24 protein-coding genes are annotated in these 25,836 nt (G+C 56.2%); 10 read left to right on the plus strand and 14 right to left on the minus strand.

Annotated features, from left to right (window positions below):
* Positions 1–78 precede the first annotated feature (78 nt).
* Complete coding sequence (locus MKZ79_RS09250; protein ID WP_336141482.1) at positions 79–519, plus strand: YhbP family protein; 441 nt, start codon at positions 79–81, stop codon at positions 517–519.
* Positions 520–561: 42 nt separating this feature from the next.
* Here the strand turns inward: MKZ79_RS09250 and MKZ79_RS09255 are convergent, their stop codons facing one another.
* Positions 562–1,083, minus strand: a complete 522-nt coding sequence (locus tag MKZ79_RS09255; protein ID WP_336141483.1) for a type 1 glutamine amidotransferase domain-containing protein — start codon at positions 1,081–1,083, stop codon at positions 562–564.
* Positions 1,084–1,243: 160 nt separating this feature from the next.
* Between MKZ79_RS09255 and MKZ79_RS09260 the strand changes: the two genes are divergently transcribed.
* On the plus strand, positions 1,244–1,885 hold the full coding sequence (locus tag MKZ79_RS09260) for an NAD-dependent epimerase/dehydratase family protein (RefSeq protein ID WP_336141484.1): 642 nt from the start codon (positions 1,244–1,246) through the stop codon (positions 1,883–1,885).
* On the opposite strand, the gene nrdG is transcribed toward MKZ79_RS09260, so the two are convergent.
* Together nrdG and nrdD are read right to left on the minus strand one after the other, a co-directional pair.
* The gene (gene nrdG / locus MKZ79_RS09265) at positions 1,873–2,337 is read right to left on the minus strand and encodes an anaerobic ribonucleoside-triphosphate reductase-activating protein (protein WP_336141485.1); all 465 of its coding nucleotides are present in this window, start codon (positions 2,335–2,337) and stop codon (positions 1,873–1,875) included. The genes MKZ79_RS09260 and nrdG overlap by 13 nt on opposite strands.
* The gene (gene nrdD / locus MKZ79_RS09270) at positions 2,334–4,469 is read right to left on the minus strand and encodes an anaerobic ribonucleoside-triphosphate reductase (RefSeq protein WP_336141487.1); all 2,136 of its coding nucleotides are present in this window, start codon (positions 4,467–4,469) and stop codon (positions 2,334–2,336) included. The genes nrdG and nrdD overlap by 4 nt, the downstream gene beginning before the upstream one ends.
* A gap of 319 nt (positions 4,470–4,788) precedes the next feature.
* Here nrdD and MKZ79_RS09275 point away from each other — a divergent pair, with 319 nt between their 5' ends.
* Together MKZ79_RS09275 and MKZ79_RS09280 are read left to right on the plus strand one after the other, a co-directional pair.
* Entirely contained in the window at positions 4,789–7,362 is a 2,574-nt protein-coding gene (locus MKZ79_RS09275; protein ID WP_336141488.1) for a DEAD/DEAH box helicase, read from the plus strand.
* Positions 7,363–7,373: 11 nt separating this feature from the next.
* Positions 7,374–8,414 carry a helix-turn-helix domain-containing protein gene (locus tag MKZ79_RS09280; protein ID WP_336141489.1) on the plus strand — a complete coding sequence of 347 codons (1,041 nt, stop codon included), beginning with the start codon at positions 7,374–7,376 and terminating at the stop codon, positions 8,412–8,414.
* Here MKZ79_RS09280 and MKZ79_RS09285 read toward each other — a convergent pair.
* Complete coding sequence (locus MKZ79_RS09285; protein WP_336141490.1) at positions 8,320–9,405, minus strand: alpha/beta hydrolase family protein; 1,086 nt, start codon at positions 9,403–9,405, stop codon at positions 8,320–8,322. The genes MKZ79_RS09280 and MKZ79_RS09285 overlap by 95 nt on opposite strands.
* 297 nt (positions 9,406–9,702) lie before the next feature.
* Between MKZ79_RS09285 and MKZ79_RS09290 the strand changes: the two genes are divergently transcribed.
* Together MKZ79_RS09290 and MKZ79_RS09295 are read left to right on the plus strand one after the other, a co-directional pair.
* A complete protein-coding gene (locus tag MKZ79_RS09290; RefSeq protein ID WP_336141491.1) occupies positions 9,703–10,071 on the plus strand; it encodes a tlde1 domain-containing protein in 369 nt (122 codons plus the stop codon).
* Positions 10,068–10,517: a hypothetical protein gene (locus MKZ79_RS09295; RefSeq protein ID WP_336141492.1), complete on the plus strand. Its 450-nt coding sequence runs from the start codon at positions 10,068–10,070 to the stop codon at positions 10,515–10,517. The genes MKZ79_RS09290 and MKZ79_RS09295 overlap by 4 nt, the downstream gene beginning before the upstream one ends.
* A gap of 47 nt (positions 10,518–10,564) precedes the next feature.
* On the opposite strand, the gene treC is transcribed toward MKZ79_RS09295, so the two are convergent.
* The 5 genes from treC to argF all read right to left on the minus strand — a co-directional run bounded on the left by treC (position 10,565) and on the right by argF (position 15,589).
* On the minus strand, positions 10,565–12,265 hold the full coding sequence (gene treC, locus MKZ79_RS09300; protein ID WP_336141493.1) for an alpha,alpha-phosphotrehalase: 1,701 nt from the start codon (positions 12,263–12,265) through the stop codon (positions 10,565–10,567).
* Positions 12,266–12,472: 207 nt separating this feature from the next.
* Complete coding sequence (gene ridA, locus MKZ79_RS09305; RefSeq protein WP_336141494.1) at positions 12,473–12,859, minus strand: 2-iminobutanoate/2-iminopropanoate deaminase; 387 nt, start codon at positions 12,857–12,859, stop codon at positions 12,473–12,475.
* Between the two features lie 67 nt (positions 12,860–12,926).
* Positions 12,927–13,391, minus strand: a complete 465-nt coding sequence (gene pyrI / locus MKZ79_RS09310) for an aspartate carbamoyltransferase regulatory subunit (protein WP_336141495.1) — start codon at positions 13,389–13,391, stop codon at positions 12,927–12,929.
* A gap of 12 nt (positions 13,392–13,403) precedes the next feature.
* A complete protein-coding gene (pyrB, locus tag MKZ79_RS09315) occupies positions 13,404–14,339 on the minus strand; it encodes an aspartate carbamoyltransferase (protein WP_336141496.1) in 936 nt (311 codons plus the stop codon).
* Between the two features lie 239 nt (positions 14,340–14,578).
* Positions 14,579–15,589: an ornithine carbamoyltransferase gene (gene argF / locus MKZ79_RS09320; protein ID WP_336141497.1), complete on the minus strand. Its 1,011-nt coding sequence runs from the start codon at positions 15,587–15,589 to the stop codon at positions 14,579–14,581.
* A 157-nt stretch (positions 15,590–15,746) separates the two neighbouring features.
* On the opposite strand from argF, the gene rraB reads away from it, so the two are divergent.
* The 4 genes from rraB (at position 15,747) to MKZ79_RS09340 (ending at position 19,398) form a co-directional block, all read left to right on the plus strand.
* Positions 15,747–16,169: a ribonuclease E inhibitor RraB gene (rraB, locus tag MKZ79_RS09325; RefSeq protein ID WP_336141498.1), complete on the plus strand. Its 423-nt coding sequence runs from the start codon at positions 15,747–15,749 to the stop codon at positions 16,167–16,169.
* A gap of 59 nt (positions 16,170–16,228) precedes the next feature.
* Entirely contained in the window at positions 16,229–16,993 is a 765-nt protein-coding gene (gene miaE / locus MKZ79_RS09330; RefSeq protein WP_336141499.1) for a tRNA isopentenyl-2-thiomethyl-A-37 hydroxylase MiaE, read from the plus strand.
* A gap of 335 nt (positions 16,994–17,328) precedes the next feature.
* Complete coding sequence (locus MKZ79_RS09335) at positions 17,329–18,633, plus strand: hypothetical protein (RefSeq protein ID WP_336141500.1); 1,305 nt, start codon at positions 17,329–17,331, stop codon at positions 18,631–18,633.
* A gap of 15 nt (positions 18,634–18,648) precedes the next feature.
* Complete coding sequence (locus MKZ79_RS09340) at positions 18,649–19,398, plus strand: histidine phosphatase family protein (protein WP_336141501.1); 750 nt, start codon at positions 18,649–18,651, stop codon at positions 19,396–19,398.
* Here MKZ79_RS09340 and MKZ79_RS09345 read toward each other — a convergent pair.
* The 5 genes from MKZ79_RS09345 to pepA form a co-directional block, all read right to left on the minus strand.
* Positions 19,393–19,896 carry a GNAT family N-acetyltransferase gene (locus MKZ79_RS09345; RefSeq protein WP_336141502.1) on the minus strand — a complete coding sequence of 168 codons (504 nt, stop codon included), beginning with the start codon at positions 19,894–19,896 and terminating at the stop codon, positions 19,393–19,395. The two genes, MKZ79_RS09340 and MKZ79_RS09345, sit on opposite strands and share 6 nt — an antisense overlap.
* 149 nt (positions 19,897–20,045) lie before the next feature.
* A complete protein-coding gene (gene cybB / locus MKZ79_RS09350) occupies positions 20,046–20,585 on the minus strand; it encodes a cytochrome b561 (protein WP_336141503.1) in 540 nt (179 codons plus the stop codon).
* 151 nt (positions 20,586–20,736) lie between these two features.
* Positions 20,737–23,592 carry a valine--tRNA ligase gene (locus tag MKZ79_RS09355; RefSeq protein ID WP_336141504.1) on the minus strand — a complete coding sequence of 952 codons (2,856 nt, stop codon included), beginning with the start codon at positions 23,590–23,592 and terminating at the stop codon, positions 20,737–20,739.
* A gap of 5 nt (positions 23,593–23,597) precedes the next feature.
* On the minus strand, positions 23,598–24,056 hold the full coding sequence (locus MKZ79_RS09360) for a DNA polymerase III subunit chi (RefSeq protein ID WP_336141505.1): 459 nt from the start codon (positions 24,054–24,056) through the stop codon (positions 23,598–23,600).
* Positions 24,057–24,059: 3 nt separating this feature from the next.
* Positions 24,060–25,571, minus strand: a complete 1,512-nt coding sequence (gene pepA, locus MKZ79_RS09365; protein WP_336141506.1) for a leucyl aminopeptidase — start codon at positions 25,569–25,571, stop codon at positions 24,060–24,062.
* Between the last annotated feature and the right edge of the window lie 265 nt (positions 25,572–25,836).

Below are 25,836 nucleotides of genomic sequence, written 5' to 3' on the forward strand. Positions count from 1 at the left end.
TTGATTATGGCCGGAAGTTTATCAGCTCTCACCCGCCGTTAAAGACTTTTTGCCGCGCGGATCCACAGGAAAATTTTAATGTCTGAACCGGAGCCGCTCCAGGCTATCTCCCGCTATCTGCAAAAGCAGCACGTGCTCGCCGTCTGCGGCGGCGATCCCGTCTGGTGCGCCAACTGCTTTTACGTTTTCAATGCTCAAAAAGTCGCTTTCTGGCTGATGACGGAAGAGAAAACACGTCACGGCGGCCAGTTCGCCAGCGATCCGCGGGTAGCGGGCACCATTAGCGGACAGCCCAAATCGGTCATGCTGATTAAAGGCGTACAGTATGCCGGTGAAGTCAGGCTGCTTGCAGGCGAAGAAGAAGCGGCGGCGCGCAGGGCTTATATCAAACGCTTCCCGGTTGCGGCGGCGGCTTCGGCGCCCATCTGGGAGATTGTCGTCAGCGAACTGAAAATGGTGGATAACGCGCTGGGGTTCGGTAAAAAGCTGGTGTGGCAGCGATCGCCGGAAAGCAGATAAAACAAAGGCCAGGCGAACCTGGCCTCAGACTATGCCGCCGCGTTAAGCGGTTTCGAGAATGCGCAGTGATTCACGGTTAAAGGCGGGCAAATCGTCCGGCGTACGGCTTGTTACCAGCTTATCGTTATCCACGACCACTTCTTTGTCGTAGAAATCGGCACCCGCGTTTTTCAGATCGATCGCAATAGCTTTCACCGAGGTCATCTTACGGCCTCGCGTGGCGTTGGCGCTGATCAGCAGCTGCGGGCCGTGACAAATAGCGAAAATCGGCTTGCCGGATTCCACAAAAGCTTTGGTGAAGTTCACGAAGCGATCGTCGCCGCGCAGGCTATCCGGCGAATGACCGCCTGGCAGCAGCAGCGCGTCAAAATCATCCGGGCTGACGTGATCGATATCTTTATCAATCTTCACCTGCACTTTGCCCTGCTTGCCGGTAACGGTCACGCCCGCTTTTTTATCAATCGTCACAACCTGGTGGCCAGCTTTGCTATAGGCTTCGGCTGGCGAAGTAAATTCGGAGTCTTCGAATTCATCAGTGATCAGGACTGCAATCTTCTTGCTCATCTTTTCCTCCGGTTATTATTGTGAAGTCAGTTAAGCCTGGTTGAAAATACTGAAAAATCAAGGCGTGCTAAATTATCGCACTGCATGTCGCTGATTAAACGGCAAGTTAAGCCGCCGCGCCGCGCGGTGCAGGCTAAACTCAGTAAAAAAGGAGAGAGGCATGAGTCGGGTATTGATTACCGGTGCGACCGGGCTGATTGGCCAACATCTGCTGCGTCTGCTGATCGCGGATCCGCGCGTCAGCGAAATCATCGCGCCCACCAGGCGTAAGCTGCCGGAGATGAACAAGGTAACGAATCTGGTGGAAGCCGATCTGACGGATGTGCTTGGCCCGCTGCAAACGCCGCTGGATATTGTCTTCTGCTGCCTGGGCACCACGCGACGCGAAGCGGGCAGTAAAGAAGCGTTTATCCACGTTGACTATACGCTGGTGGTGGATACCGCCATTGCCGGGCAGCGGCTCGGCGCGAAGCATTTGCTGGTGGTCAGCGCGCATGGCGCAGGCGTGCATTCGCCTTTTTTCTACAGCCGGGTAAAAGGCGAAATGGAAAACGCGCTGAAAAAACAGGGCTGGCCACGACTGACGCTGATTCGGCCGTCGCTGCTGCTGGGAGAAAGAGAGCACAGCCGCGCTGGCGAATCGCTGGCGGCGCCGCTGTTTTGCCTGCTGCCGGGCAACTGGCGTGCCGTCGCCGCGCAGGACGTTGCCGCAGCGATGCTGCATGAGGCTTTTTCACCGGCGCAGCGTGAAGTAACCATTATCGAATCAGCGGAGATACCGCGCGGCTCTCAGCGCAGATAGTGAATAATCTGGTTGCTGCTTCCTCGCCAGAGCAGCGCCGGATCCTTAAGCGCCCGGACGAATTTGCCATCCACCAGCACATCAAGCAGATCCACCACGCGCCGCTGCTCGTCGCTCAGCTCCGCGAGGCGATAGCCTGTCCAGAGCCAGATATCTTTGCCCGGACAGTCGCGGCGCACCCGTTTTACCAGCCGGAAAATATCGGGAACGTTAGCCGGATGAAGCGGATCGCCGCCCGACAGCGACAGGCCCTGGCGCGGAATGCGCCTGTCGTTGAGATCGGCAATCAGCTGCTCTTCCATCTGCAGCGTAAAAGGATGACCGGAGTTCAGCCGCCAGGTGCTTTTGTTATAGCAGCCGACGCACTGATGCTCGCAGCCGGCCACAAACAGCGTACAGCGCGTCCCCGGCCCGTTGACGATATCGACCGGGTAATATTGATGGATATTCACCCCAGCTGCCCGGCGCCCAAATGCTTAACGCGGCGCTTCACCTCTTCCTGCTTGCCGGCGTTGAAAGGGCGTGCATCCGGACTGCCCAGATAGCCGCAAACGCGGCGGGTGACGGAAACCCGTTCGGGATCGTGGTTGCCGCACTTCGGACAGGCAAAGCCTTTGCTGGTGCAGTCGAATTCGCCGGTATAGCCGCACTCATAGCACTCGTCGATAGGCGTATTGGTACCGTAGTAAGGCACGCAGCTATAGCTGTAGTCCCAGACATCCTCCAGCGCTTTCAGGTTGTGCTGGATATTGGGATATTCGCCGTAACAGATAAAACCGCCGTTGGCCAGCGGCGGATAGGCCGCTTCGAAATCGATCTTATCAAAGGGATTTACCTTCTTCTCCACGTCCAGATGGAAGCTGTTGGTGTAATAGCCTTTATCGGTAACGCCCTTAATCACGCCGAATGTCGCGCGATCAAGACGGCAGAAGCGATCGCACAGGTTTTCGCTCGGCGTGCTGTAGAGGCTGAAGCCGTAGCCGGTTTCCTCTTTCCAGCTGTCGACCGCTTCACGCAGACGGCTGACGATCGCCAGCGCCTTCTGCCGCAGCGCCGCATCATCGTAGAGATGCCTTTCGCCGCCGCTCAGCGCATTAATGGTTTCATGGATGCCGATATAGCCCAGCGAAATAGAGGCGCGGCCGTGGCGGAAAATCTCCGCGACGTTGTCATCCGCCTTCAGCCGCACGCCGCAGGCGCCTTCCATATAGAGGATCGGCGCCACGCGCGCCTTAACGTTTTCCAGCCGGGCAATACGGGTCATCAGCGCCTTTTTCGCCAGGCGCAGACGCTGATCCAGCAGATCCCAGAAGCGCGGCTCGTTGCCGTTCGCTTCCAGCGCGATACGCGGCAGATTCAGGCTAATCACGCCGATATTGTTGCGTCCTTCATGGATCTGTTCGCCGTTCTCTTCCCATACGCCCAGGAAGCTGCGGCAGCCCATTGGCGTTTTAAACGAGCCGGTCACTTTGACCACCTGCTCGTAATTCAGAATATCGGGATACATGCGCTTGCTGGCGCACTCCAGCGCCAGCTGTTTGATATCGTAGTTGGCGTCGCCCGGCGAGCGGTTCAGGCCTTCTTTAATGGCGAACACCAGCTTAGGAAAGACAGCGGTTTTATGATTTTTGCCCAGCCCGGCGATACGGTTGCGCAGGATAGACTGCTGTACCAGCCGCGCGGCCCAGCTGGTGCCAAGACCAAAGCCGAAGGTGACGAAAGGCGTCTGGCCGTTGGCGGTGTGCAGCGTGTTTACCTCATACTCCAGCGACTGGAAAGCGTCGAAACACTCTTTCTCGGTGCAGCTCAGCGCGTAGGCTTCTTCGTCGGCGATCTGCCATTTGCGCGCCGTCTGCCGATGCTTTTCCAGACTCGCCTCTACAAAAGGCGCCAGCACTTCGTCAATGCGGTTGATGGTGGTGCCGCCATAAATATGGCTGGCGACCTGGGCGATAATCTGCGCGGTGACGGCGGTGGCGGTCGAGATCGATTTGGGCGGCTCTATCTCTGCGTTGCCCATCTTAAAGCCTTTGGTCAGCATTCCTTTAAGATCGATCAGCATGCAGTTGAACATCGGGAAGAAGGGCGAATAGTCGAGATCGTGATAGTGAATTTCGCCGCGCTCGTGCGCTCTGACTACGTCACGCGGCAAAATATGCTGGGTGGCGTAGTGTTTGGCCACGATACCGGCCAGCAGGTCGCGCTGGGTAGGGATCACCTTGCTGTCTTTGTTGGCGTTTTCATTCAGCAGCGCCGGATTGCTCTGCTCGATCAGGCCGCGAATCTCTTTGTTCAGCTTGCCGCGCAGTTCGCGTGCGATATCGCGATCGTGGCGATACTCAATATAGGTTCGGGCCAGCTCGGGATAGCGTCCGGCCATCAGCGCGTTCTCAACGGTATTCTGAATAACGTGAATATCGACTTCTTCCTGCGTCAGCTGCAGGCAAATCTTTTCGGTAACCCGCTCGCAATAATCTTCATCCTGAATATTGGCCGCTCTGGCCGCGCCTTTTATCGCCTCCAGAATGCGTGTTTCTTCAAAAGGCGCGCGGCAGCCGTCCCGTTTAATGACTATTGAGGCCATAGCTAATCCCTGTACCCTATCTATATGTAGATGTAGCGTGGCATAATAATGACTATATGTTGTGTTTTCCTGTGTTTTAACTGCCTGGTTTTTGATTTGGAACAAAGATCCTGAAAGGGTGACGAAATGTCAGACACTTAAGAGATCGGCCCTTTTTCCAGGCGCGCAAAAAGCGTCCGGCGTTGTTGTCTGGCCGCTTAATTGAGTGATTTTCGCGGCGTAACGGCCGTTCCGGAGTTGCAATCACCCGCCCGTACTTCATATTATTGCCTGTTATGCAAAGCGGTTATCTGCTCAGGCCATCCCGGGATACAGACTGATGTCTTCTGTAACGTACAATGAAAAACAGGTAAGCCGCTGGCTGGGCGCGCGTACCGTGGCCAGAGCAAAAGAGCTGGTGGATAAAGCGCAGCATCTGCAGTGGCAAAATAATCTGTTGACCGGCGAAGTGCCCGGCAGAAAAATCGAACCCTTTCAGGTTATGGTGCATTTCAGCAGGCCGCAGGGCAAACTGCACGCCAGCGGAGAATGCACCTGTCCGGTAAAAAATAACTGCCGCCATGCCGCCGCGGTGATGCTGGCCTGGCTGCAGCGCCAGCCTGCCGCCGCGCCCGCACCGGCTACCAAACTTATCGAGGCCGAGCCGCAGCCGATGCTGCGACTGACGTCGCGCGCGAAATTCGTCAGCGGTTTCGGACGCTATGGCCATCGGCAAAAACGCCTCGATTTCGCTGCCGTGCATTTTGACTATGCGGGCGTCCATGTCGCGGCAGGCAGCGGCGGCGATACTTTTCCCGATCGCCACGGCAGGCTTTTTCAAATCCGACGACAGGCGGAGCAGGAGCAGCGCTGGCTGAGCGAGCTGAACCAGGTCGGGCTGCAAACTATCCCATCCGGCCATATCTATACGCCGCGTTCGGCGCCGCTGCCGCCTGTTATTTTCGCGCCCGATTCGCCCGAACGATGGCGCAACGTTATCCAGTATGCGCTGCCAACGCTGCGCCAACGCGGCTGGCAGACCGCTGTGGATGACGACTTCACCTGGAACATCACTGAAATCACCGCCATCGACGGTCAGGCCATCCAGCAGCAGGATGGCTGGTTTGCGCTGCAGATAGAAGCCGATCTCGGCTCGCACAAAGTGAATATGCAGCCGTTGCTGGCCGGGCTGTTCCGTAAAGATCGCCGCTGGCTCTCGGGCGATCTTTCAGGGATTGCCGACGACGAAACGATAGAGCTGCGCAGCGAACGCAACGAGCGTCTGCAAATAGCCGCCGGCCGGCTGAAAACCGTTGTAGGCAGCCTGGCGGATCTGCTGGCGCAGCATGAGGAGGCGCCCTTGCGTGTCGCGCCTTATGAAGCGGGCAGGCTGACGGCGTTAAGCGAAGCGGGCCGCTGGCAGTTTAGCGGCGACAGCGGCGTGCTGAAGCTGGCGGAGAGCCTGCAGACGGGAAACAGCATTCCGCCCGTTACGCCGCCTCAGGGATTAGAGGCGCGGCTGCGCGACTATCAGCTGCAGGGCGTCGGCTGGATGCAGTTTTTGCGGGCCAACAACCTGTCCGGCGTGCTGGCCGACGACATGGGGTTAGGTAAAACGATCCAGACGCTGGCGCATCTGCTGCTGGAGAAAGAGGCGGGCAGGCTGGATCGTCCGGCGCTGATCGTAGTGCCTACTACGCTGGTTTATAACTGGACGCAGGAGGCCAGCCGTTTTGCGCCAGGGCTAAAGGTGCTGGCGCTGACCGGGCCGCAGCGTAAATCTTTTTATGATCGTATTGAACATTACGATGTGGTGCTGACCACCTATTCGCTGCTCTGGCGCGATCAGCCTCAGCTGCTGGGGCACAGCTACCATATATTGATCCTGGACGAGGCGCAGTACGTGAAAAACAGCGCCTCAAAGGCGGCTTCGGTGATCCGCACGCTGAAATCGCGTTATCGACTCTGCCTGACCGGCACGCCGCTGGAAAACCATCTTGGCGAGCTCTGGTCGCAGTTCGATTTTCTGCTGCCGGGATTTTTGGGCAGCGAAAAAGCCTTTACCCAGGAGTGGCGTATCCCGGTGGAGCGGGATGGCGATCGGGTGCGGCGCGAGCTGCTGGCTAAGCGCGTACGGCCTTTTATGCTGCGCCGCCGCAAGCAGGAAGTGGCGAAAGAGCTGCCGCCGAAAACGACGATAGTGCGCTCGGTGGAGCTGGAAGGCGCGCAGCGGGAGCTGTATGAAAAAGTCCGCGGCGCGATGCAGGATCGCGTGCGGCTGGCGGTAGAGCAGCAGGGCGCAGGACGCAGCCATCTGCTGGTGCTGGATGCGCTGCTGAAGCTGCGGCAAATCTGCTGCGATCCGCGACTGATCGATAATGATAAAGCGGCCCGTGTTAAACAGTCGGCCAAGCTGACGCTGCTGCGGGAGATGCTCAGCGATCTGCTGGAGGAGGATCGCCGCATCCTGATCTTCTCGCAGTTCACCACTATGCTGTCGCTGATAGCGGAAGAGCTGGAGAAGGCGCGTATTCCCTACGTTATCCTGACCGGCAGCACGCGCGATCGCAGCGAGCCGGTGCGCCGTTTTCAGAATGGCGAAGTGCCGGTGTTTTTAATCAGCCTGAAAGCGGGCGGCGTAGGGCTGAACCTGACGGCGGCCGATACGGTTATTCACTACGATCCCTGGTGGAACCCGGCGGCAGAGAACCAGGCCACCGATCGCGCTTATCGCCTGGGCCAGGACAAACCGGTATTCGTCTACAAGCTGATTGCGGCAGGCAGCATTGAAGAGAAGATCGTCTCGCTGCAGCAGCAGAAAGCGGAGCTGGCCAAAGGCATTCTGGAAGACGATCTGAACGAGCCGGTCAGCTTTACCAGCGACGATCTGGCGGCGCTGTTCGCGCCGCTGTGACAGTAATAACGATGTTCAACATTCCTTTCTCGTCGCTGATTATTTTGGCGCTCTTTATGTTGCTGGGCGTGCTCTTGCTCTCCAACAGAAGCGAATATCGGCGTACAGGCAGCTTTATCGCAGCCTGGATCATTCTGCTGATCGCGGGTACTATCCGCTGGGAATGGCACAACGAGGCGGTTCGGCAGCTACAGCCCCTGCTTGCGGCCTGTCTGCCACACTGTGCGTGGCGCTGCTTTACCGGCCTGACTACAGATGAGAAGCCTCGCCGTTCTTTTTCGTTGTTGCTGACCCTGGCTGCCATTATTGCCATCTTATGTTTTCCGCAAGCCATTGATGCAATTTTATTTCTGCTGTATGGCGGCTACGGCTTTGCCCTGATAAAAGTCGCCGCTAAGGGCGAAAACGCTTTTATTCGGATACGCCTCAATAAGGCGTTGTTGGCCTCGCGCCTGACGCTATTCGCTGGCTGCTTTCTCTGCTTTTCCGCCCTGGTCGATCTGATGGTTAGCCTGGACTTTATTTATAATCAGGGTCTACAGGCGCCTTTAGTTATTACCGTTGCGCGGGCCTGCATATTGCCATTTATCTGTGTAGCTATTTTGCTGGCAAACAGAATGCTTCCCGCGGAAGAAAAAATCCTGCTGCAGAGTGAACCGAAAAATATCATGGAAAAAAGCACGGGAGCAGAACAGGAAAAAAGATGCGCGCAGCTTGAGCAAATGTTAATAAATAAAGAGTATTACCTTGATGCAAATCTTACGCTAAACCTGTTGGCACGCAGAACCGGTATGCCCGCGCGCCATATTTCTAATGCCGTGAATACAGCGCGCGGTTGTAACGTCTCTCAATGGATTAACAGTTTCAGAATTCAACGAGCGCAAAACCTGTTATTGACCACCCAAAAGCCGATAACGGAAATTATGCTGGAATCTGGCTTTCTGACCAAATCTAATTTTAACCGCGAGTTTCTTCGCCTGAGCGGAATGGCGCCAGGGGCTTTTCGCCAGGCTGCGGCTGAAAATGTAAAGCCGCATTCAGAAACCCGCTAATGTTGACTGCCAGCCGGCGATGCAATTCTTTTCTGCTAAAGGTTCCGCCATCCTGACAAACTACGCCTTCGCCCGGCGCGCTTTCTTCGATCAGTTTTTCTCCCTGCGGTTTACATAGCTGCATAAAACTAAAATGCGTTGCGCCATCGATTCGGGCAAAGGTCACCCATCGCGGAGGCAGCGTGCTGACCAAATAGCCTGACTCAAGTTCCGCAGGCAGTTCCGGCGAATCGTCTCCGGCGGCAAGGATAAGGACAGGAAGCGCTATTTTCGCCAGGCTTTCACGGGTAAAGCCTCGGGCTAATCCGCTATCCAGCAGAATAACCGCCCTGATTCGCTTTTCGCTGCGGTCGGCTGCCAGTGGCGCACGGCTGGCATCACTGTTTATCCCCAGCTTAGCGGCAACCCGACAGCTGGAAAGCCCAACATGTTTAGCGCAGTCGACGTTAAATTTTCGCGCATCGAATTTGGCGCCAGCGAGCTCCATCACCGTCCAGCCGCCTAACGAGTGTCCGGCTGCGGCAATCCGCGTGCTGTCCACTTCTCCGGCAATAGCCGGATCAACAATGAGTTCACGCATGGCCAGCTTTAAGTCGTCTGGCCTCAGCCAAAGCTGACGCGCCTGCTTTGGATCGGCGTTTTGCGAAGTGGTTCCCGGATGATTGGGCGCGGCGACGATATAGCCCTGAGACACCATCTCTTCCGCCAGCCAGGCGAGATTACGCCAGCTGCCGCCGTGGCCATGTGATAACAATAAAAGCGGGTGAGCGCCAGGCACGGGAGCGGCATTACGCAGCACGGTACTGCCTTCGAATGCCGCGTTTTCTCCGATACTTTCACCCACGTCGGTTTGCTGTGTGGGATACCAGACGGCAACCTCAATGGAACGCGATCCACTGCCGTTCAGCGTAAGCTGACGAAAGCCTACAGCGGCGAAAATGTGACTACAAAACAGCAACCCAGTGAGTAAAACAGCAAAACGTTTTAACATGCGTAACAGGCTCCACAGGAAATAAAAACCTATAAATAGCAGTAAGTTGTATAAACGGCGACCTCAAACACGATCGAGTACCAGCCGACAGCGCTTTAAGGATAAGCTACCGATTCTTTTCAGGATGTCAGCCGTCTCGCTTAGTAAGTAAAAGCGCGGCTCTTTCACTTAGCTTCAGTGACATAGCGTTGTTGCGGGGATTAAATCTGATTTAACATCATTGACTGTTACGATAATTCGGTATAATAAATCAGAGTTGCAAGAAACTATTGTTTAATTAACGCAAGGAGAGCGGTAATGGCATGGGTTTATAATGTGAGTTTGAGAACTTTTAAGCATAATAATCAATATATGTTTAGCGCTCTCTATGCTGGAGCGCCAGGATATAAGGATAATCCAGAGTATGAGTGCGTAAAAGGAAAAGGACCTTTACCCCGAGGTAAATACAGAGTTGTCGGGCGCCCCTTTACTCATCCTCATGCCGGGCGCTATACGTTAAGGCTGGAACCCTCTCCTGATAATACTATGTGTAACCGCGGCGGTTTTTTAATTCATGGCGATAAGGGTAGCGATCCTGGTAATGCGTCTAATGGCTGTATTGTTCTCCATCTGAATTTTCGTCGGCGAATTTTTGAATCAGGCGATCGGGAGTTAATAGTGCAATGACTTTTAGAATAATTGCATTTGCATTTATCTTAGTTTGTTTTAACGTCTGGGCGCTGATCTCGCCTGAACAGTGCATAACGCTGCGAAACGATGTCGGCAAAGCTATGTTGCTCACTATGCTGGAAGATTTTGGCATTAGTCGTGACAGCATCATAAAGGAAAAAACGGAGACGGAGCTTATCAGCCTGCAACCTGTAACTTATTCGCTGGCGCTGACTTACGGTGAAACAGAAAAGAAACTGAGCGGTGAAAACAGCGACGATCCCACTACGGCAAAGGAGTATGCCGCAGGCTTTATGGCAAAAAACGCCAGGCAGCTGCTGGTAAAATACACCTTTGAAAACGTAGCACGGCGGCATAATGTTCTGCTTGCTTCCGCTCTGGTCAATGATGATGACTGCGCGGTACGTTTTAATGGTTACCTTATCGTTAAGCGTGAGTTCTGACGTTAATCAGGCCGCGCTTTGGCGGCCTGTGGCCAATAAACCTGTATCTAAAGCGCCTGCTTAGCTGAACTTCCCTGGCCGGAGCCATCCCACACTTTCTGATACCACCAGACCGCTTCCCACGGGCGCAGCATCACCTCGCCAGGCGTTACGTGCGTATCGGGATAGTTGCTGATCAGCACTTCCCAGTGGCCGCTGTAGGCTGGCGGATGCCAGACCTGCGTTTCGCCGCTGAAGTTGGCGGCCACCACCAGCACCTCTTTGCCGTAACGACGGCAGTAGCACCAGAGATAAGCGTGTTCCGGCAGCAGATCGAGATAGTCGCCCCACGTCAGGATCGGATACTGCTTCCTTAACCGGATTAGCTTCTGATAGGTGTAAAACACCGAATTCTCGTCGGCCAGCGCGGCTTCCGCATTGATGGTATCCATATTGTCGCACATGCCAATCCACGGCGTGCCGGTGGTAAAACCGCCGTTTTCTCCGGCATGCCACGGGATCGGCGTGCGGCCGTTATCGCGCGACTTGCTGGCGAGGATCTCCAGCAGATTATCGCTGTCGCGGCCCTGCGAGCGCAGCTCGGCATACATGTTATGGCTTTCGATATCGCGGTAGTCGAGAATGCGGGTAAAGTGCGGATTGGTCATCCCCAGCTCTTCGCCCTGGAAAATATAGGGCGTGCCCTGCATGCCGTGCAGCACCAGCGCCAGCATCTTCGCCGACTGCACGCGATATCGTCCTTCGTCGCCCCAGCGCGACACCACGCGCGGCTGATCGTGATTACACCAGAACAGCGCGTTCCAGGCCTTATTGTGCATACCGTGCTGCCAGTGGGTGAAGATGGCTTTCTGCGCCACCAGATCCAGCGGCGTCAGCGTCCATTTCTGACCGTTGAAGAAATCGACCTCGACATGATCGAAGCTGAACACCATCGACAGCTCTTCGCCATCCAGCGCGCCGTACTGCTGACAGTGCTCAAGCGTGGCGGAAGACATTTCGCCCACCGTCATCAGCTCGCGCGGGCGAAACACATCACGGCTCATTTCACGCATATACTCGTGGATGCGCGGCCCGTCGGTATAGAGCCGCAGCCCGTCGCCGTTGGGATCGTCCGGAAAGTCCTGATGCTTGGAAACCAGATTCACCACGTCCAGCCGCAGCCCGTCAATACCGCGATCCGCCCAGAAGTTGACGATCTGCTTGAGTTCAGCGCGCAGATTGTCGTTCTCCCAGTTGAGATCCGCCTGCTCCGGCGCCCAAAGGTGCATATAGTATTGATTGCTTTCCGGGTGCCAGCGCCAGGCGTGGCCGCCGAACTTCGACAGCCAGTTATTTGGCGGCACGCCCGGCGTGCCGTCGCGCCAGATATAGTAAGAGCGGTAAGGACTGTCGGGATTCAGCGCCTCGTGGAACCAGTGATGCTGGGTGGAGCTGTGGTTAAACACCATATCCAGAATCAGCCGCATGCCGCGCCGGTGCGTCTCTTCCACCAGATTATCAAAATCGTTCATGGTGCCGAACAGCGGATCGATGGCGGTGTAGTTCGCCACGTCGTAGCCGTTGTCCACCTGCGGCGAGATATAAAACGGCGTCAGCCAGATGGCGTCCACGCCCAGCTTTTGCAGGTAGTCCAGATGTTCAATCACGCCAGCCAGATCGCCTGTGCCGCTGCCGGTCGTATCCTGAAAGCTCTTGGGATAAATTTGATAGATTACGCCGTTCTGCCACCACAGTGGATTTTTAGTCATTGCTCAATCCCGATAGAAAAGGTCCGTTTGCGCTGTTATCGCCTTTTTGTTCTTCCATAAGGTTAGCCACTAACTGGCAAGGTGGAGATACAGGCGCAGCGAAAAATTTTCAGGTGTTGCACAAAGGGTTGAGCGGGCAGGATTAACCAGAGATAACAGCGGGTAAAACATAAGAGTTTTCCTCTCCCGGCGGGAGAGGAAAGGGAATTAGCGACGAACGGCGATCGCTTCGATTTCAATTTTGACATCTTTCGGCAGACGAGCCACTTCCACGCAGGAACGCGCCGGGAAGCTGGCCTGATGCTCATTAAAGAAGGCTTCATAAGCCGCGTTCAAGGTGGCGAAGTCGTTGAGATCCTTAACGAACACCGTGGTTTTAACGATATCGCCTACCTTCAGGCCTGCGGCTTCCACAATGGCCTTCACGTTTTCCAGCGACTGACGCGCCTGCGCGGTCACGTCCTCGGCTACGCTGCCGGTTTTGGGATCGACCGGGATCTGGCCAGAAGTAAAGATCATGCTGCCCAGATCGACGCCCTGCACATAAGGGCCGATCGCCGCTGGTGCGTTTTCAGTGCTGATTTCGCGAGACATAATTTCTCCTTGTTAAACGAGGCCGGTATAGCCCGGAACCGCTTCATTATAAGCCGACCGGGAGTGATTACCAGCTCGCCAGCACCACGTGATGAGCAAACTCTTTCTCGCAGTACTTACACTTTAACTGCACGTTATTATTACGCTTTTTCACCGCGAAGCTGGAGTGAACCGGCTCGCTGCGGCTGATGCAGTTGCTGTTGGGGCAGGTCAGCACGCGCTCGATATGATCCGGCAGCGTCGGCGAAATTTTGCCGACCACGTCATAATTATCGATGCGGTTGACCGTGGCGTGTGGCGCATAGACCGCCAGCTGGTTAATCTGATCGTCGGTCAGAAAAGTGTTCTCGATTTTGATCAGATCCTTGCGGCCCAGCTCGCCGGAAGGCAGATTCAGGCCGATGGTGATGCGCTGATCGGTTTCCGTCAGGCGAAACAGCGACAGCAGCTTAAAGCCGATATGGGCCGGAATATGATCGATTACCGTGCCGCGTTTAATCGCTTCTACCTGTAATTTATTATCTTGCGTCATCGTCAGTTCCTCTTACAGAGCCAGTTCACTGTTCAGCACCAGCGCCAGCAGCGCCTGGCGAGCGAAAATGCCGTTGCCCGCCTGCTGGAAATACCACGCGTGCGGCGTGGCGTCGACGTCAGTGGTGATTTCATCAATACGCGGCAGCGGATGCAGCACCTTCATCGTCTCGCGCGCGCCGGTCAGATCCGCCGCACGCAGTACGAACTGCGCCTTGACGTTGGCATATTCCGACGGGTCCAGCCGCTCTTTCTGCACGCGCGTCATATAGAGGATATCCACCTGCGGCACCACATCCTCGATGCTGTCGTGGCGGCTCCAGGCGATGCCTTTTTCATCCAGCATATCGGTGATGTAAGCGGGCATCGCCAGCGCGTCCGGCGCGATAAACAGGAAACGGTTGCCTTCGAACTTCGCCAGCGCCTGCGTCAGCGAGTGGACGGTTCGGCCATATTTCAGATCGCCGACCATGGCGATATTGAGATTGTTCAGACGGCTCTGCGTCTCCTGAATGGTGAAGAGGTCCAGCAGCGTCTGCGTCGGATGCTGATTGGCGCCGTCGCCAGCGTTAAGGATCGGCACGCCGCCGGAAAACTCCGTCGCCAGACGCGCCGCGCCCTCCTGCGGATGGCGCATCACTATGGCGTCCACATAGGTGCCGATAACGGAAATGGTATCCGCCAGCGTTTCGCCTTTTTTGCCCAGCGAGGTATTGCTGCCGTCGGCGAAGCCGACTACGGAAGCGCCAAGACGATGCATGGCGCTCTCGAAGGAGAGACGCGTGCGCGTGGAAGCTTCAAAAAAGCAGCTGGCAATCACCTTATGCTTCAGCAGCTCCGGCTGCGGCGTGGCCTTCAGGCTGGCGGCGGTGCGCAGCACCAGCTCCAGCTCTTCGCGGCTGAGATCGTTAATCGAGATAATATGTTTGTGATACAGCGGATTAGCCATCTTCACTCTCCTCTACGCGTGCCGGTACGCTGAAAAATGGGCAAAAAAAAGCCCCTCAATGAGGGGCTTTTTCTACAGATCGGGAAGGAGGAAAAACGGCACTGCTCGCCTGCATTCAGGCGCGTCATTTTTACAATGTCAGCAGTAATCGGTTTCATGCATCCTCCAGACAAACGGGGGGCATTATACGCATTCGCTGCGCGGCGGCAAGCAAAAGTAATCGTTTGCCTGGCCTGAAACTACGACAGTTTCGCCAGCGTCGCTACCATCACCGCTTTAATCGTATGCAGCCGGTTTTCTGCCTGATCAAACACTACGCTGTGTTCAGACTCGAAGACGTCGTCGGTGACTTCCATGCCGTTATGCAGGTCATACTGCTCGGCCATCTGCTGGCCCAGCGTGGTCTGCTCGTCGTGGAAAGCGGGCAGGCAGTGCAGGAATTTCACTTTTGCGTTGCCGGTCAGCGCCAGCATCGCACTGTTGACCTGATAAGGGCGCAGCAGCGCGATACGCTCCTGCCAGACTTCTTTCGGCTCGCCCATCGATACCCACACATCGGTATAGATAAAGTCCGCGTTCCTGACGCCTTCGGCAATATCCTCGGTCAGCGTAATTTTACCGCCGCTCGCCTGGGCAGCCTGGCGACACTCATTGACCAGCGCCTCGTCCGGCCAGCAGGCTTTCGGCGCCACCAGGCGCAGATCCAGTCCCACCAGCGCGGCGGCTTCCATCATGGTGTTGCCCATATTGTTATGCGCGTCGCCCACATAGGTGAAAACCATCTCGCTGAACGGCTTCTCCGGCAGATGCTCCTGCATGGTCAGCAGATCCGCCAACAGCTGGGTCGGATGAAACTCGTTGGTCAGGCCGTTCCAGACAGGAACGCCCGCGTGCTGCGCCAGCGATTCCACCAGCTGCTGGCCATGGCCGCGATACTGGATGCCGTCGTACATGCGGCCCAGCACGCGTGCGGTATCCCTCATCGACTCCTTATGGCCGATCTGGCTGCCGCTTGGCCCAAGATAGGTGACGTTAGCGCCCTGATCGTAAGCGGCAACTTCGAAAGAGCATCGGGTGCGGGTCGAGTCTTTTTCGAAGATGAGCGCGATGTTTTTGCCTTTCAGGTGCTGAACTTCCTCACCGTTTTTTTTGGCGGTTTTCAGGGTGGCGGCCAGCGCCAGCAAGGCGGTGATCTCCGCCTGAGTAAAATCAAGCAGCCTGAGAAAATGGCGTTGATATAAATGGCTCATACAGCCCTCCAAAGGGTATTTTGTGAATTTAAATTCAACTTAACTGTATTAATATGCATTTTCAACCCCAGCGTGCAGAAACTTTTGTTTAAAGGTAGTGGCGCGAAGGACAGTGTGGGAAAATACTTAACAATGGCCACACACAGAGGAACGGATCATGGCAAATGAAGCATTGCTGGAAGAGCAGCGTGAAGAAACGCGGCTGATTATTGAAGAGCTGTTGGACGACGGCAGTGACCCGGATGCGCTCTACACCATCGAACACCACCTCTCCTGCGACAGCTTCGACGCGCTGGAAAAGGCGGCGGTAGACGCGTTCAAGCTGGGGTACGAGGTCACCGAGCCGGAAGAGCTGGAGCTGGAAGACGGCACGAAAGTGATGTGCTGCGATATCCTGAGCGAAGGTGCGCTGAACGCCGAACTGATCGACGCCCAGGTTGAGCAGCTGATTGACCTTGCCGCGAAGTACAACGTCGATTATGACGGCTGGGGCACCTACTTCGAAGATCCTGATGCCGAGGATGAAGATGACGAAGAGGGCGACGACATCGACGAAGACGATAACGGCACGCGTCACTGATTGTTGCGGGCGGACGCTATGCCGCCCGTTTTCTTCTAACCGTACGGATCCCTTTCTGCATGACCACCGATCTTCTCCTCGCTCCCGTTCACGCCTTTCTGCACTGCCGTACGCCGCAAAGCTGGATTGATGAAGCCCGCAGGCCGGAAAACCTGGCGCTGTTGCTGACCGATCATCTTGTCTGCGAACTGAAAGCGGCCCAGACCGCGATGTGGCTTATCCGTAAATACGTGGCGGATAAAGAGAGCGGCGACGCGCTGCTGGCCTGGCTGAAGCCGTGGGAGCAGTTTGTGCACAGCGAAAACGCCGATCTGGCTTTTCTGGAACAGCACAGGGCGCTGTCAAAAACCATTATCAGTCGTGAAGACGTTCCTTATGGTGACGCGCTGGTGGACAAAATGGTGCTGCTGATTAAAGAAGAGCTACACCACTTTTACCAGGTTCTGGAAATTATGCAGGCCCGTAATATTCCTTATGTAAAAATCACCGCCAGCCGTTACGCTAAAGGCTTACTGCGCGAGGTGACCACGCACGAGCCGCAGACGCTGGTGGACAAGCTGATTTGCGGCGCTTATATCGAAGCGCGCTCCTGCGAGCGCTTTGCCAGCCTGGCGCCTTATCTGGATCAAGAGCTGGCCGCTTTCTATCTCTCCCTGCTGCGTTCGGAAGCGCGCCACTATCAGGATTATCTGGCGCTGGCGGCGGCAATATCACCGACCGATATCGCTTCTCGCGTCCGGAAAATAGGCGAAACGGAAGCGAAGCTTATTAATGAGCCTGATAATGAGTTACGTTTTCATAGCGGCGTGCCCGCCTGGAAATAATATTCCGGGCGTTTTATCTCAAAAAAATAATGGCCTTGCCGGTAAAATTAATTTAATAATGCAGGTAACTTGAGTGAGTTAAATTAACGCTTATCTTTCCCGTTATAATGATTATTCTGATTTTTTCGATCAAAGTTTTTTTTGCGGTCTTTCTCACATAACCTGATTTTTATTCCGCCGAACCGGCGCTGCAGGCGTATATTTCACGCAGCTATCAGGATTGTTACCAACGGGCAAAACCTGATCGCGCCAGGCTGTTATTTACAGCGGCGCGGTCGGGTTTTTTTTGTTTCTTTTTTAAGGGGTTATTTTTAAAGACGAGAAGGACGACGATAATGAAAAACAGGAACGTTTTTTTACTGGCGCTGCTTGTCGCCACAACAGTCCATGCTGGAGAGGGCGCCGATTTCCAGCGCTTTTTAAGCGATACGCAGCTCGATCTTACGTTGCGCAGCCACTGGAAATACCTGAAAGAGAACGAGGCGCAGCCCAAAGAAGTGCATAACGCCTGGGGCGCAGCCGCAGAGCTGGATTTCCGTTCCGGCTGGCTGTGGGACAGCCTCGGCTTCGACGCCAGCTATACCCGTGCCGTAAAGCTGGCGGCCAGCGACTACTTTGCCACGCGCGGCATCCTCTACAACCACGGCGAAGGCTTTCACAAGAGCAACGCCGGCGGATTTGGCCGCTTCGGCCAGCGCTATCTCAAGCTGAAGCTGGGCGACGACGCCTTTGGGCTGAAGGCGAAAGGCGGCTGGCACCAGCTGCATAACGTCGGCGTGATTACCGACGTTTATCGCCTCTCGCGCAACAGCTATCTGGGCTACAGCGGCTCGCTGGCGTGGCAGGACTTACAGCTGGACGCGGCCTGGGTTACGCGTTCGATTATGTATGACGCGCCGGATCGCGTGCATTTCCTCACCGTCGATAACAAAGAGATCGACAGCATTTTCACCGCCGGATTTACCTATAAAGCCGATGGCGCTTTCCTCTCTTACGGCTGGGGCGAGTCAAAAGACTATCTGCGCCGGCATGTGCTGGAGGCCGTTCTGCCGATAGCGCCGCAGTGGGCGCTGGCCACGCAGATCTACGGCAGCCAGGCGCTGGAAAAATATAAGGCGATGCCGCAGAACAAAAAACAGTTTGATGAGCACGCCTGGCACTATGCGGGCGAGCTGCGCTGGCAGGAAGGCCGCTGGATACAGAAATTCGGCGTGGCTTATACCCGCGCGGATAAAACCAACGGCGTAGGTTATTACGATCGTTTTATGGGCAAAAATACGCGCGGTCGTTTTAGCGCCTTAACCTCTGCCGGAAAAGATTATATGCGCGATGGCGAACTGGCGCTGACTACCTTTACGCAATATCAGTTCAGTCCGGAGTTCTCCAGCGCTATTCAGCTTAATTACGGCCAGTTCGATTATAAAGACAATACCGTGCGCACCGGGGAAATAACCTGGCTTAACCGCTGGAACCCTTCAGATAATAGCCTGAAAGATTTAGCAGTGACGTCGCAGTTCGGCTATGGCTGGTCTTATAAAAATAATAACGCCACGCCGATCCTTAATAATGAAGGACGCTATATGCGTTCACCAAGCCTTTCCGGCGAAGTCGGCATTACCTGGAAATTTGGCCTTTTATAAATCAAGGAGAATGAAATGAAAGGAATAAAATATGTACTTATCTTTTTTGCGCTGCTGTTCAGTGTCAACGCCTGTTTTGCTGCGGACGTGGAGCTTTACGTTGTTCGTCACGGCAAAACTTTCTTTAATACGGTGCGCCGGGCGCAGGGATGGAGCGATACGCCGCTAACGGCGGAAGGCGCGGCGGTGGTGCAAAAACTGGGCAAAGGGCTAAAAACCGTTAACTTTGTGACCGCCTGGAGCAGCGACTCGGGCAGAGCCAGAGAAACGGCGAAGCTGATTATGGCCGCCAACAACAACCCGTTACCGGTGGGCGAGCGCATGGAGCTGCGCGAAGCTTTCTTCGGCCAGTTTGAAGGCGATATGAATGTTAATATGCAGGCCGCCGCCGCCAAAGAGGGTGGATACGGTTCGGCCGCCGAGCTGCTGAAAGGTTTTGAAAATGGCTCCATCAGCGTCGTGGATATCGTCAACATGATTAAAGCCGCCGATAAATCGGGTCAGGCGGAGAGCTATCCACAAATCGCACAGCGGGTAATGAAAGCCGTGAAGGAAATCGCGCAGGACGCGCAGCGGCGCGGTGGCGGCAACGTGCTGATTGTTTCGCACGGTATCGCCATTATGACGCTGATGCATGAGCTGGGCGACAAATCGCTCTCTTATCCGCTGATCAATGCCAGCGTCTCTAAAATACGCTATACCGACGAAGGCAAGTTTATTATTGAATCGATCAACGATGTCAGCTATCTGCAGCGCGGCTCATAACGCGCGCAGCATAGTGACTTCACAGTCGACGTGGCCGGTATTGCCCATCGGCCCGTCGATATGCTGAAAGCCCAGATGCTCATAGAGACGCACGGCGCGGGTCAGCGAAGCGGTAGTTTCCAGATAGCAGCGCTTAAAGCCCAGCTCGCGTGCGTGTGCCATCGCCCGCAGCGCCAGCGCTTTCGCCATTCCCAGGCCGCGCAGCTCGGGCATAAAATACATTTTTTGCAGCTCGCAGACGTCCGCATCGCCGCCCTGTAAAGGCGCAACGCCGCCGCCGCCGGCAATGACGCCGTTTCGCTCGACCACCCAGTAGGCGCTGTTCGGCTGGCGATAGAGTTCGCAGAGGTGGTCAAGGTTAGGATCGGCGACGGTGAAGCCTTTATCGGCGGTCAGGCCGAACTCGGCGGAAACGGCGCGGATTACCGCGGCTATATGCGGATTGTCAGCAGGCTCAATAAGCCGGACCTGCAGATCGGCTGAAAAGGTGTTAGTCATAAGACAACGTCGTTCTTTGAAATGGTTTGCCTGTGTTAATAACATCCGGCGACTGAGGATGCAATCCTCTGCTGTGCGGCAAAGCTGACAGCCAGACAGAAGAGAGGGCAAAACGGGCGGTTTTGCCTTCGAACAGATTTTGACAGCGTTTACTGCCTGCGCCGCGAAGGCATCATGCGCAGCAGCGTGTCGTCCTTCAGAAAATAGTGGTGGAAGAGGGCGGCCAGCGCGTGCAGCCCAATCAGCCAGTAGCCGAGCGGCGCCAGCGTTTCATGCCAGTGGATCAGCGTTCTGGCCAGCTCCGGATCGGGCGTGGCGGAAACCGGCATCTGCGCGCCGAACAGCCACCACTGGCGACCGGAAAGATAGCGCGAGGAAAGTCCCAGTATCGGCAGAACGATAAATAACGCATACAGCGCGGCGTGAACCAGATGCGAAAGCCCTTTTTGCCAGCCAGCTATCGGTGGCTTAATAGCCGGGCTGCGATGGCGAAAGCGCAGAAATATACGCGTCAGCATCACCAGCAACACGCAAAAGCCTGCGCTGAAATGGGTAATAATCATGGCAAATCCCTGCCAGGAGCCGCGCTGGGCGAAGCCTCTCAGTTCAATGGCGGCGTAGGCGATCGTCAGCAAAAGCACGGTCAGCCAGTGAAAAGCGATCTGCGGCCTGGCGTATTTGTCAGACATGTTTTTTTATCCGTAAAAAATTAACAGTACGTTAATGTACCACCACTTCCTTAAATTTATGTTTGGCCGCTTTATGTCGCCATAAAAAAACGCCCCGTAAACAGTTACGGGGCGTTTTGATCGGGCTATGAAAATCGCGACGCGTCGAAGTTTACAGCGCGGCGATAACGGCCTGCTGTTCGATCAGTTTGGCTTTCGCCTGTTCGAACTCCGTCATGCGCTCGCGCTCTTTCGCCACTACGGCTTCCGGCGCGCGGGAGACAAAGCCTTCGTTAGAAAGCTTGCCTTCGATCTTGCCGATTTCCACTTCCAGCTTGCTTACTTCCTTTGCCAGACGCTCCAGTTCGGCAGTTTTATCCACCAGACCAGCCATCGGGATCAGCAGCTCCGCGCCGTCGATAATCTTGGTCACGGAAACCGGGCCTTTGTCATCTGCCGCCAGGCAGGTCAGGCTTTCCAGACGCGCCAGCGTCTTCAGGAAGCTGTGGTTATCGGTGACGCGGCGCACCACGTCGGCGCTTGCGCCGCGCAGCAGCACTTCCAGCGGTTTCGATGGCGACAGGTTCATCTCGGCGCGAATATTACGCACCGCGACGATCGCCTGCTTCAGCCACTCGGTATCGCTTAGCGCCGCTTCATCCACCTTAGCTTCATCAAATGCCGGCATCGGCTGCAGCATAATGGTGTCGTCGCTGATGTTTTTCAGCACTTTCACCTGCTGCCAGATGGTTTCGGTGATAAATGGAATAATCGGATGCGCCAGACGCAGCAGCGCCTCCAGCACGTTGACCAGCGTATTGCGGGTGCCGCGCAGCTGAGCCTCCGTTCCGCCCTGCATCACCGGCTTGGCCAGCTCCAGATACCAGTCGCAGAACTGGTTCCAGGTGAACTCATACAGAATGTTCGCCGCGATATCGAAACGATAGCTGTCCAGCGCGCCGCGATAGGCTTTCACCGTCTGGTTGAACTCGGCGATAATCCAGCGATCCGCCAGCGACAGCGCCAGCTCGCCGCCGTTAAAGCCGCAGTCCTGATCCTGAGTGTTCATCAGCACAAAGCGGCTGGCGTTCCACAGCTTGTTGCAGAAGTTGCGGTAGCCTTCCAGACGCTTCATATCCCAGTTGATGTCGCGACCGGTAGAGGCCAGCGCCGCCAGCGTAAAACGCAGGGCATCGGTGCCGTGCGGCTCGATGCCGTTCGGGAACTGCTTCTCGGTGCGCTTGCGGATCTTCTCCGCCAGCTGCGGCTGCATCATGTTGCCGGTGCGTTTCTCCAGCAGATCTTCCAGCGAGATGCCGTCGACCATATCCAGCGGATCGATCACGTTGCCTTTCGACTTCGACATCTTCTGGCCTTCTTCGTCGCGGATCAGACCGGTCATATAGACAGTCTTGAACGGCACCTGCGGCTTGCCGTCTTCATCTTTGATAAAGTGCATGGTCAGCATGATCATGCGCGCGATCCAGAAGAAGATAATATCGAAGCCGCTGACCAGCACGCTGGTCGGGTGGAAGGTGCTCAGATCCGGCGTCTTTTCCGGCCAGCCCAGCGTAGAGAACGTCCACAGACCGGAAGAGAACCAGGTGTCCAGTACGTCTTCGTCCTGGCTCAGCGTCACGTCCGCGCCCAGGTTATTTTCCGCGCGCACTTCCTCTTCATTACGGCCGACGTAGACGTTGCCCTCGGCATCGTACCATGCCGGAATGCGGTGTCCCCACCACAGCTGACGGGAAATACACCAGTCCTGAATATCGCGCATCCAGGAGAAGTACATGTTCTCGTACTGTTTCGGCACGAACTGGATTTCGCCCTGCTCAACGGCTTCCACCGCCACTTTCGCCAGCGGCGCGGTACGCACGTACCACTGATCGGTCAGCATCGGCTCGATGACCACGCCGCCGCGATCGCCGTAAGGCACGGTCAGGTCGTGCGGTTTGATCTCGTCCAGCAGGCCCAGCGCGTCTACAGCAGCCACGATAGCTTTGCGCGCGGCGAAACGCTCCAGCTTGCGGAACTCCGCCGGGATATCGGCAGGATAAACGTCGGACTCTTCGCCGTTGGTGTCGTAAACCTGCGCTTCTTCGCGGATATCGCCGTCGAAGGTCAGGATATTGATCATCGGCAGGCGATGGCGACGGCCAACTTCGTAGTCGTTAAAGTCGTGCGCCGGCGTGATCTTCACGCAGCCGGTGCCTTTTTCCATATCGGCGTGTTCGTCGCCGACGATCGGAATGCGGCGGTTAACCAGCGGCAGCACGACAAATTTGCCGATCAGATCTTTATAGCGCGGATCTTCCGGATTGACGGCCACGCCGGTATCGCCCAGCACCGTTTCCGGACGCGTGGTGGCGACCACCAGGTAATCTTTACCGTCAGCGGTTTTCGCGCCGTCGGCCAGCGGATAGCGGATATGCCACATCGAGCCTTTCGACTCGCGGTTCTCCACTTCCAGATCGGAGATCGCGGTGCGCAGTTTCGGGTCCCAGTTCACCAGGCGCTTGCCGCGGTAAATCAGGTTCTCTTTATAGAGGCGCACGAAAACTTCTTTTACCGCGTTGGAAAGGCCGTCGTCCATGGTGAAGCGCTCGCGCTCCCAGTCCACGGAGTTGCCCAGACGGCGCATCTGGCGGGTAATGGTGCCGCCGGATTCCGCCTTCCACTGCCAGATTTTCTCGATAAAGGCGTCGCGACCGTAGTCTTTGCGCGTTTTGCCTTCTTCAGCGGCGATCTTGCGCTCCACCACCATCTGCGTGGCGATGCCCGCATGGTCCGTACCTGCCTGCCACAGCGTGTTTTTACCCTGCATACGCTGGTAGCGGATCATGGTGTCCATAATGGTTTGCTGGAACGCATGGCCCATATGCAAGCTACCGGTGACGTTCGGCGGCGGGATCATGATGCAGAAGCTTTCCTGGCTGGTGTCGCCGTTCGGCTTAAAGTAGCCCTGCTGTTCCCAGTGCTCGTAAAGCGGCTGTTCGATATCTTGCGGGTTATATGTCTTTTCCATTTCTGCTATGTCGTTGGGGGCACGGGCGGCGTGGCCGTATTCAAGTGGAATCCGACGCTGCGATAGGCTTTGTAGCGATCGCGCGCCAGCTGTTTCAATTCTTCTTCGTAAGGCACGAAGTCTATCACTTCCTGGAAAGCGGTGGCAAAATCTGCGAACTGCGGCAGCAGGCTGATCAGCAGATCTCTTGGCGCGTTGCCGCGCCGCTGCGGCCAGGCCAGCTCGACCGGCGCGCCATATTTTGGCCCTTCGCCCGCCAGGTTGTGCGGCACGAAGGCGCTGGCGGGACGTTGCCACAGCGCTTCATCCAGGCGGATCGCCTGCGCTTCATCCACGCAGGCGACCAGCACTCGCTTTCCCTCGCGCCAGCGCGTTTCCGCCAGCTGGCAGACCAGCGCTTCCTGCGCGCTCAGTCCGTCAATCGGCGTATCGCTTTCCAGCAAATAGAAGGTGGCGTTTTTCATCGGTTAGTCGTCGCCGTTCAGACCGGCGCGGTTCAGCAGGAACTGCGACAGTAGGGCGACCGGACGGCCGGTGGCGCCTTTGGCCTTGCCGGAGCGCCAGGCCGTGCCGGCGATATCCAGATGCGCCCAGTTGTATTTGCGCGTAAAGCGGGCCAGGAAGCAGGCCGCGGTGATGGCGCCGCCCGGACGACCGCCGATATTGGCCATATCCGCAAAGTTGGAATCGAGCTGCTCCTGATATTCGTCGGCCATCGGCAGACGCCAGGCGCGGTCGCCCGCCTGTTCGGAAGCGCCGATCAGCTCGTGCGCCAGCGGATTGTGATTCGACAGCAGGCCGCTGACGTGATGGCCCAGCGCGATAACGCAGGCGCCGGTGAGCGTCGCCACGTCGATCACCACTTCCGGATCGAAACGCTCGACATAGGTCAGCGCGTCGCACAGCACCAGGCGACCTTCCGCGTCGGTATTCAGCACTTCCACGGTCTGACCGGACATAGTGGTCAGCACGTCGCCGGGACGATAGGCGCGACCGCCAGGCATATTCTCGCAGCCCGCCAGCACGCCGACCACGTTCAGCGGCAGGTTCAGCTCGGCGACCATGCGCATCACGCCATAGACGGAAGCCGCGCCGCACATATCGTATTTCATCTCGTCCATCGCTTCGCCAGGCTTGATGGAGATGCCACCGGAATCAAAGGTCACGCCTTTGCCGACCAGCACGATTGGGCGGCTCTCTGCGTCCGGGTTGCCTTTGTACTCAATCACCGACATCAGCGACTCGTTCTGCGAGCCCTGGCCGACGGCGAGATAGGCGTTCATACCCAGCTCTTTCATCTGCTGTTCGCCGATGACGCGAGTAGTAATGTTCTTGCTGTAAGCGTCCGCCAGCTGGCGCGCCTGCGAAGCCAGATAGGCGGCGTTGCAGATATTCGGCGGCATATTGCCGAGATCTTTCGCGGCCTTGACGCCAGCGGCAACGGCCAGGCCGTGCTGAATGGCGCGCTCGCCGCTGGTCAGCTCGCGACGGGTCGGGACGTTAAATACCATTTTGCGCAGCGGACGGCGCGGTTCGACCTTGTTGCTTTTAAGCTGGTCGAAGCTGTACAGCGTCTCTTTAGAGGTTTCTACCGCCTGACGTACTTTCCAGTAGGTATTGCGGCCTTTGACGTGCAGTTCGGTAAGGAAGCAGACCGCTTCCATTGAGCCGGTGTCGTTCAGGGTATTGATCGTTTTCTGGATCACCTGCTTGTACTGGCGCTCATCCAGCTCGCGTTCTTTACCGCAGCCGATCAGTAAAATGCGCTCGGAGAGAATATTCGGCACATGATGCAGCAGCAGCGTCTGTCCGACTTTACCTTCCAGCTCGCCGCGGCGCAGCAGGGCGCTGATATAGCCATCGCTGATTTTATCCAGCTGTTCAGCAATGGGTGAGAGCCTGCGCGGCTCAAACACGCCCACCACAATGCAGGCGCTGCGCTGCTTTTCCGGGCTACCGCTTTTTACACTGAACTCCATGCACTCTCCTGAATCTTAAAGACAACGGCGCTGGCTGCGGCTAGAATGTAGCGCTTGTTAACCGCATCATGCCGGGGCAACGCGCCGTGTAGTGTTACGGACGTCGGATTTGTTCGGGTGATGCCCCTTAGGAATAATCGGGTAAACGTTTTTTTTTGCATCACCGGAACGCGATTATTGTCATACTAGTTTAGCTACGACGAGGCCATTGATGAGAAAAAATGGCGTATAAGCGATGAAACTATCGATTTTCCTGCAAAAAGAC

Source organism: Erwinia sp. CGal63 (assembly GCF_037026505.1).
Classification (GTDB): domain Bacteria; phylum Pseudomonadota; class Gammaproteobacteria; order Enterobacterales; family Enterobacteriaceae; genus Erwinia.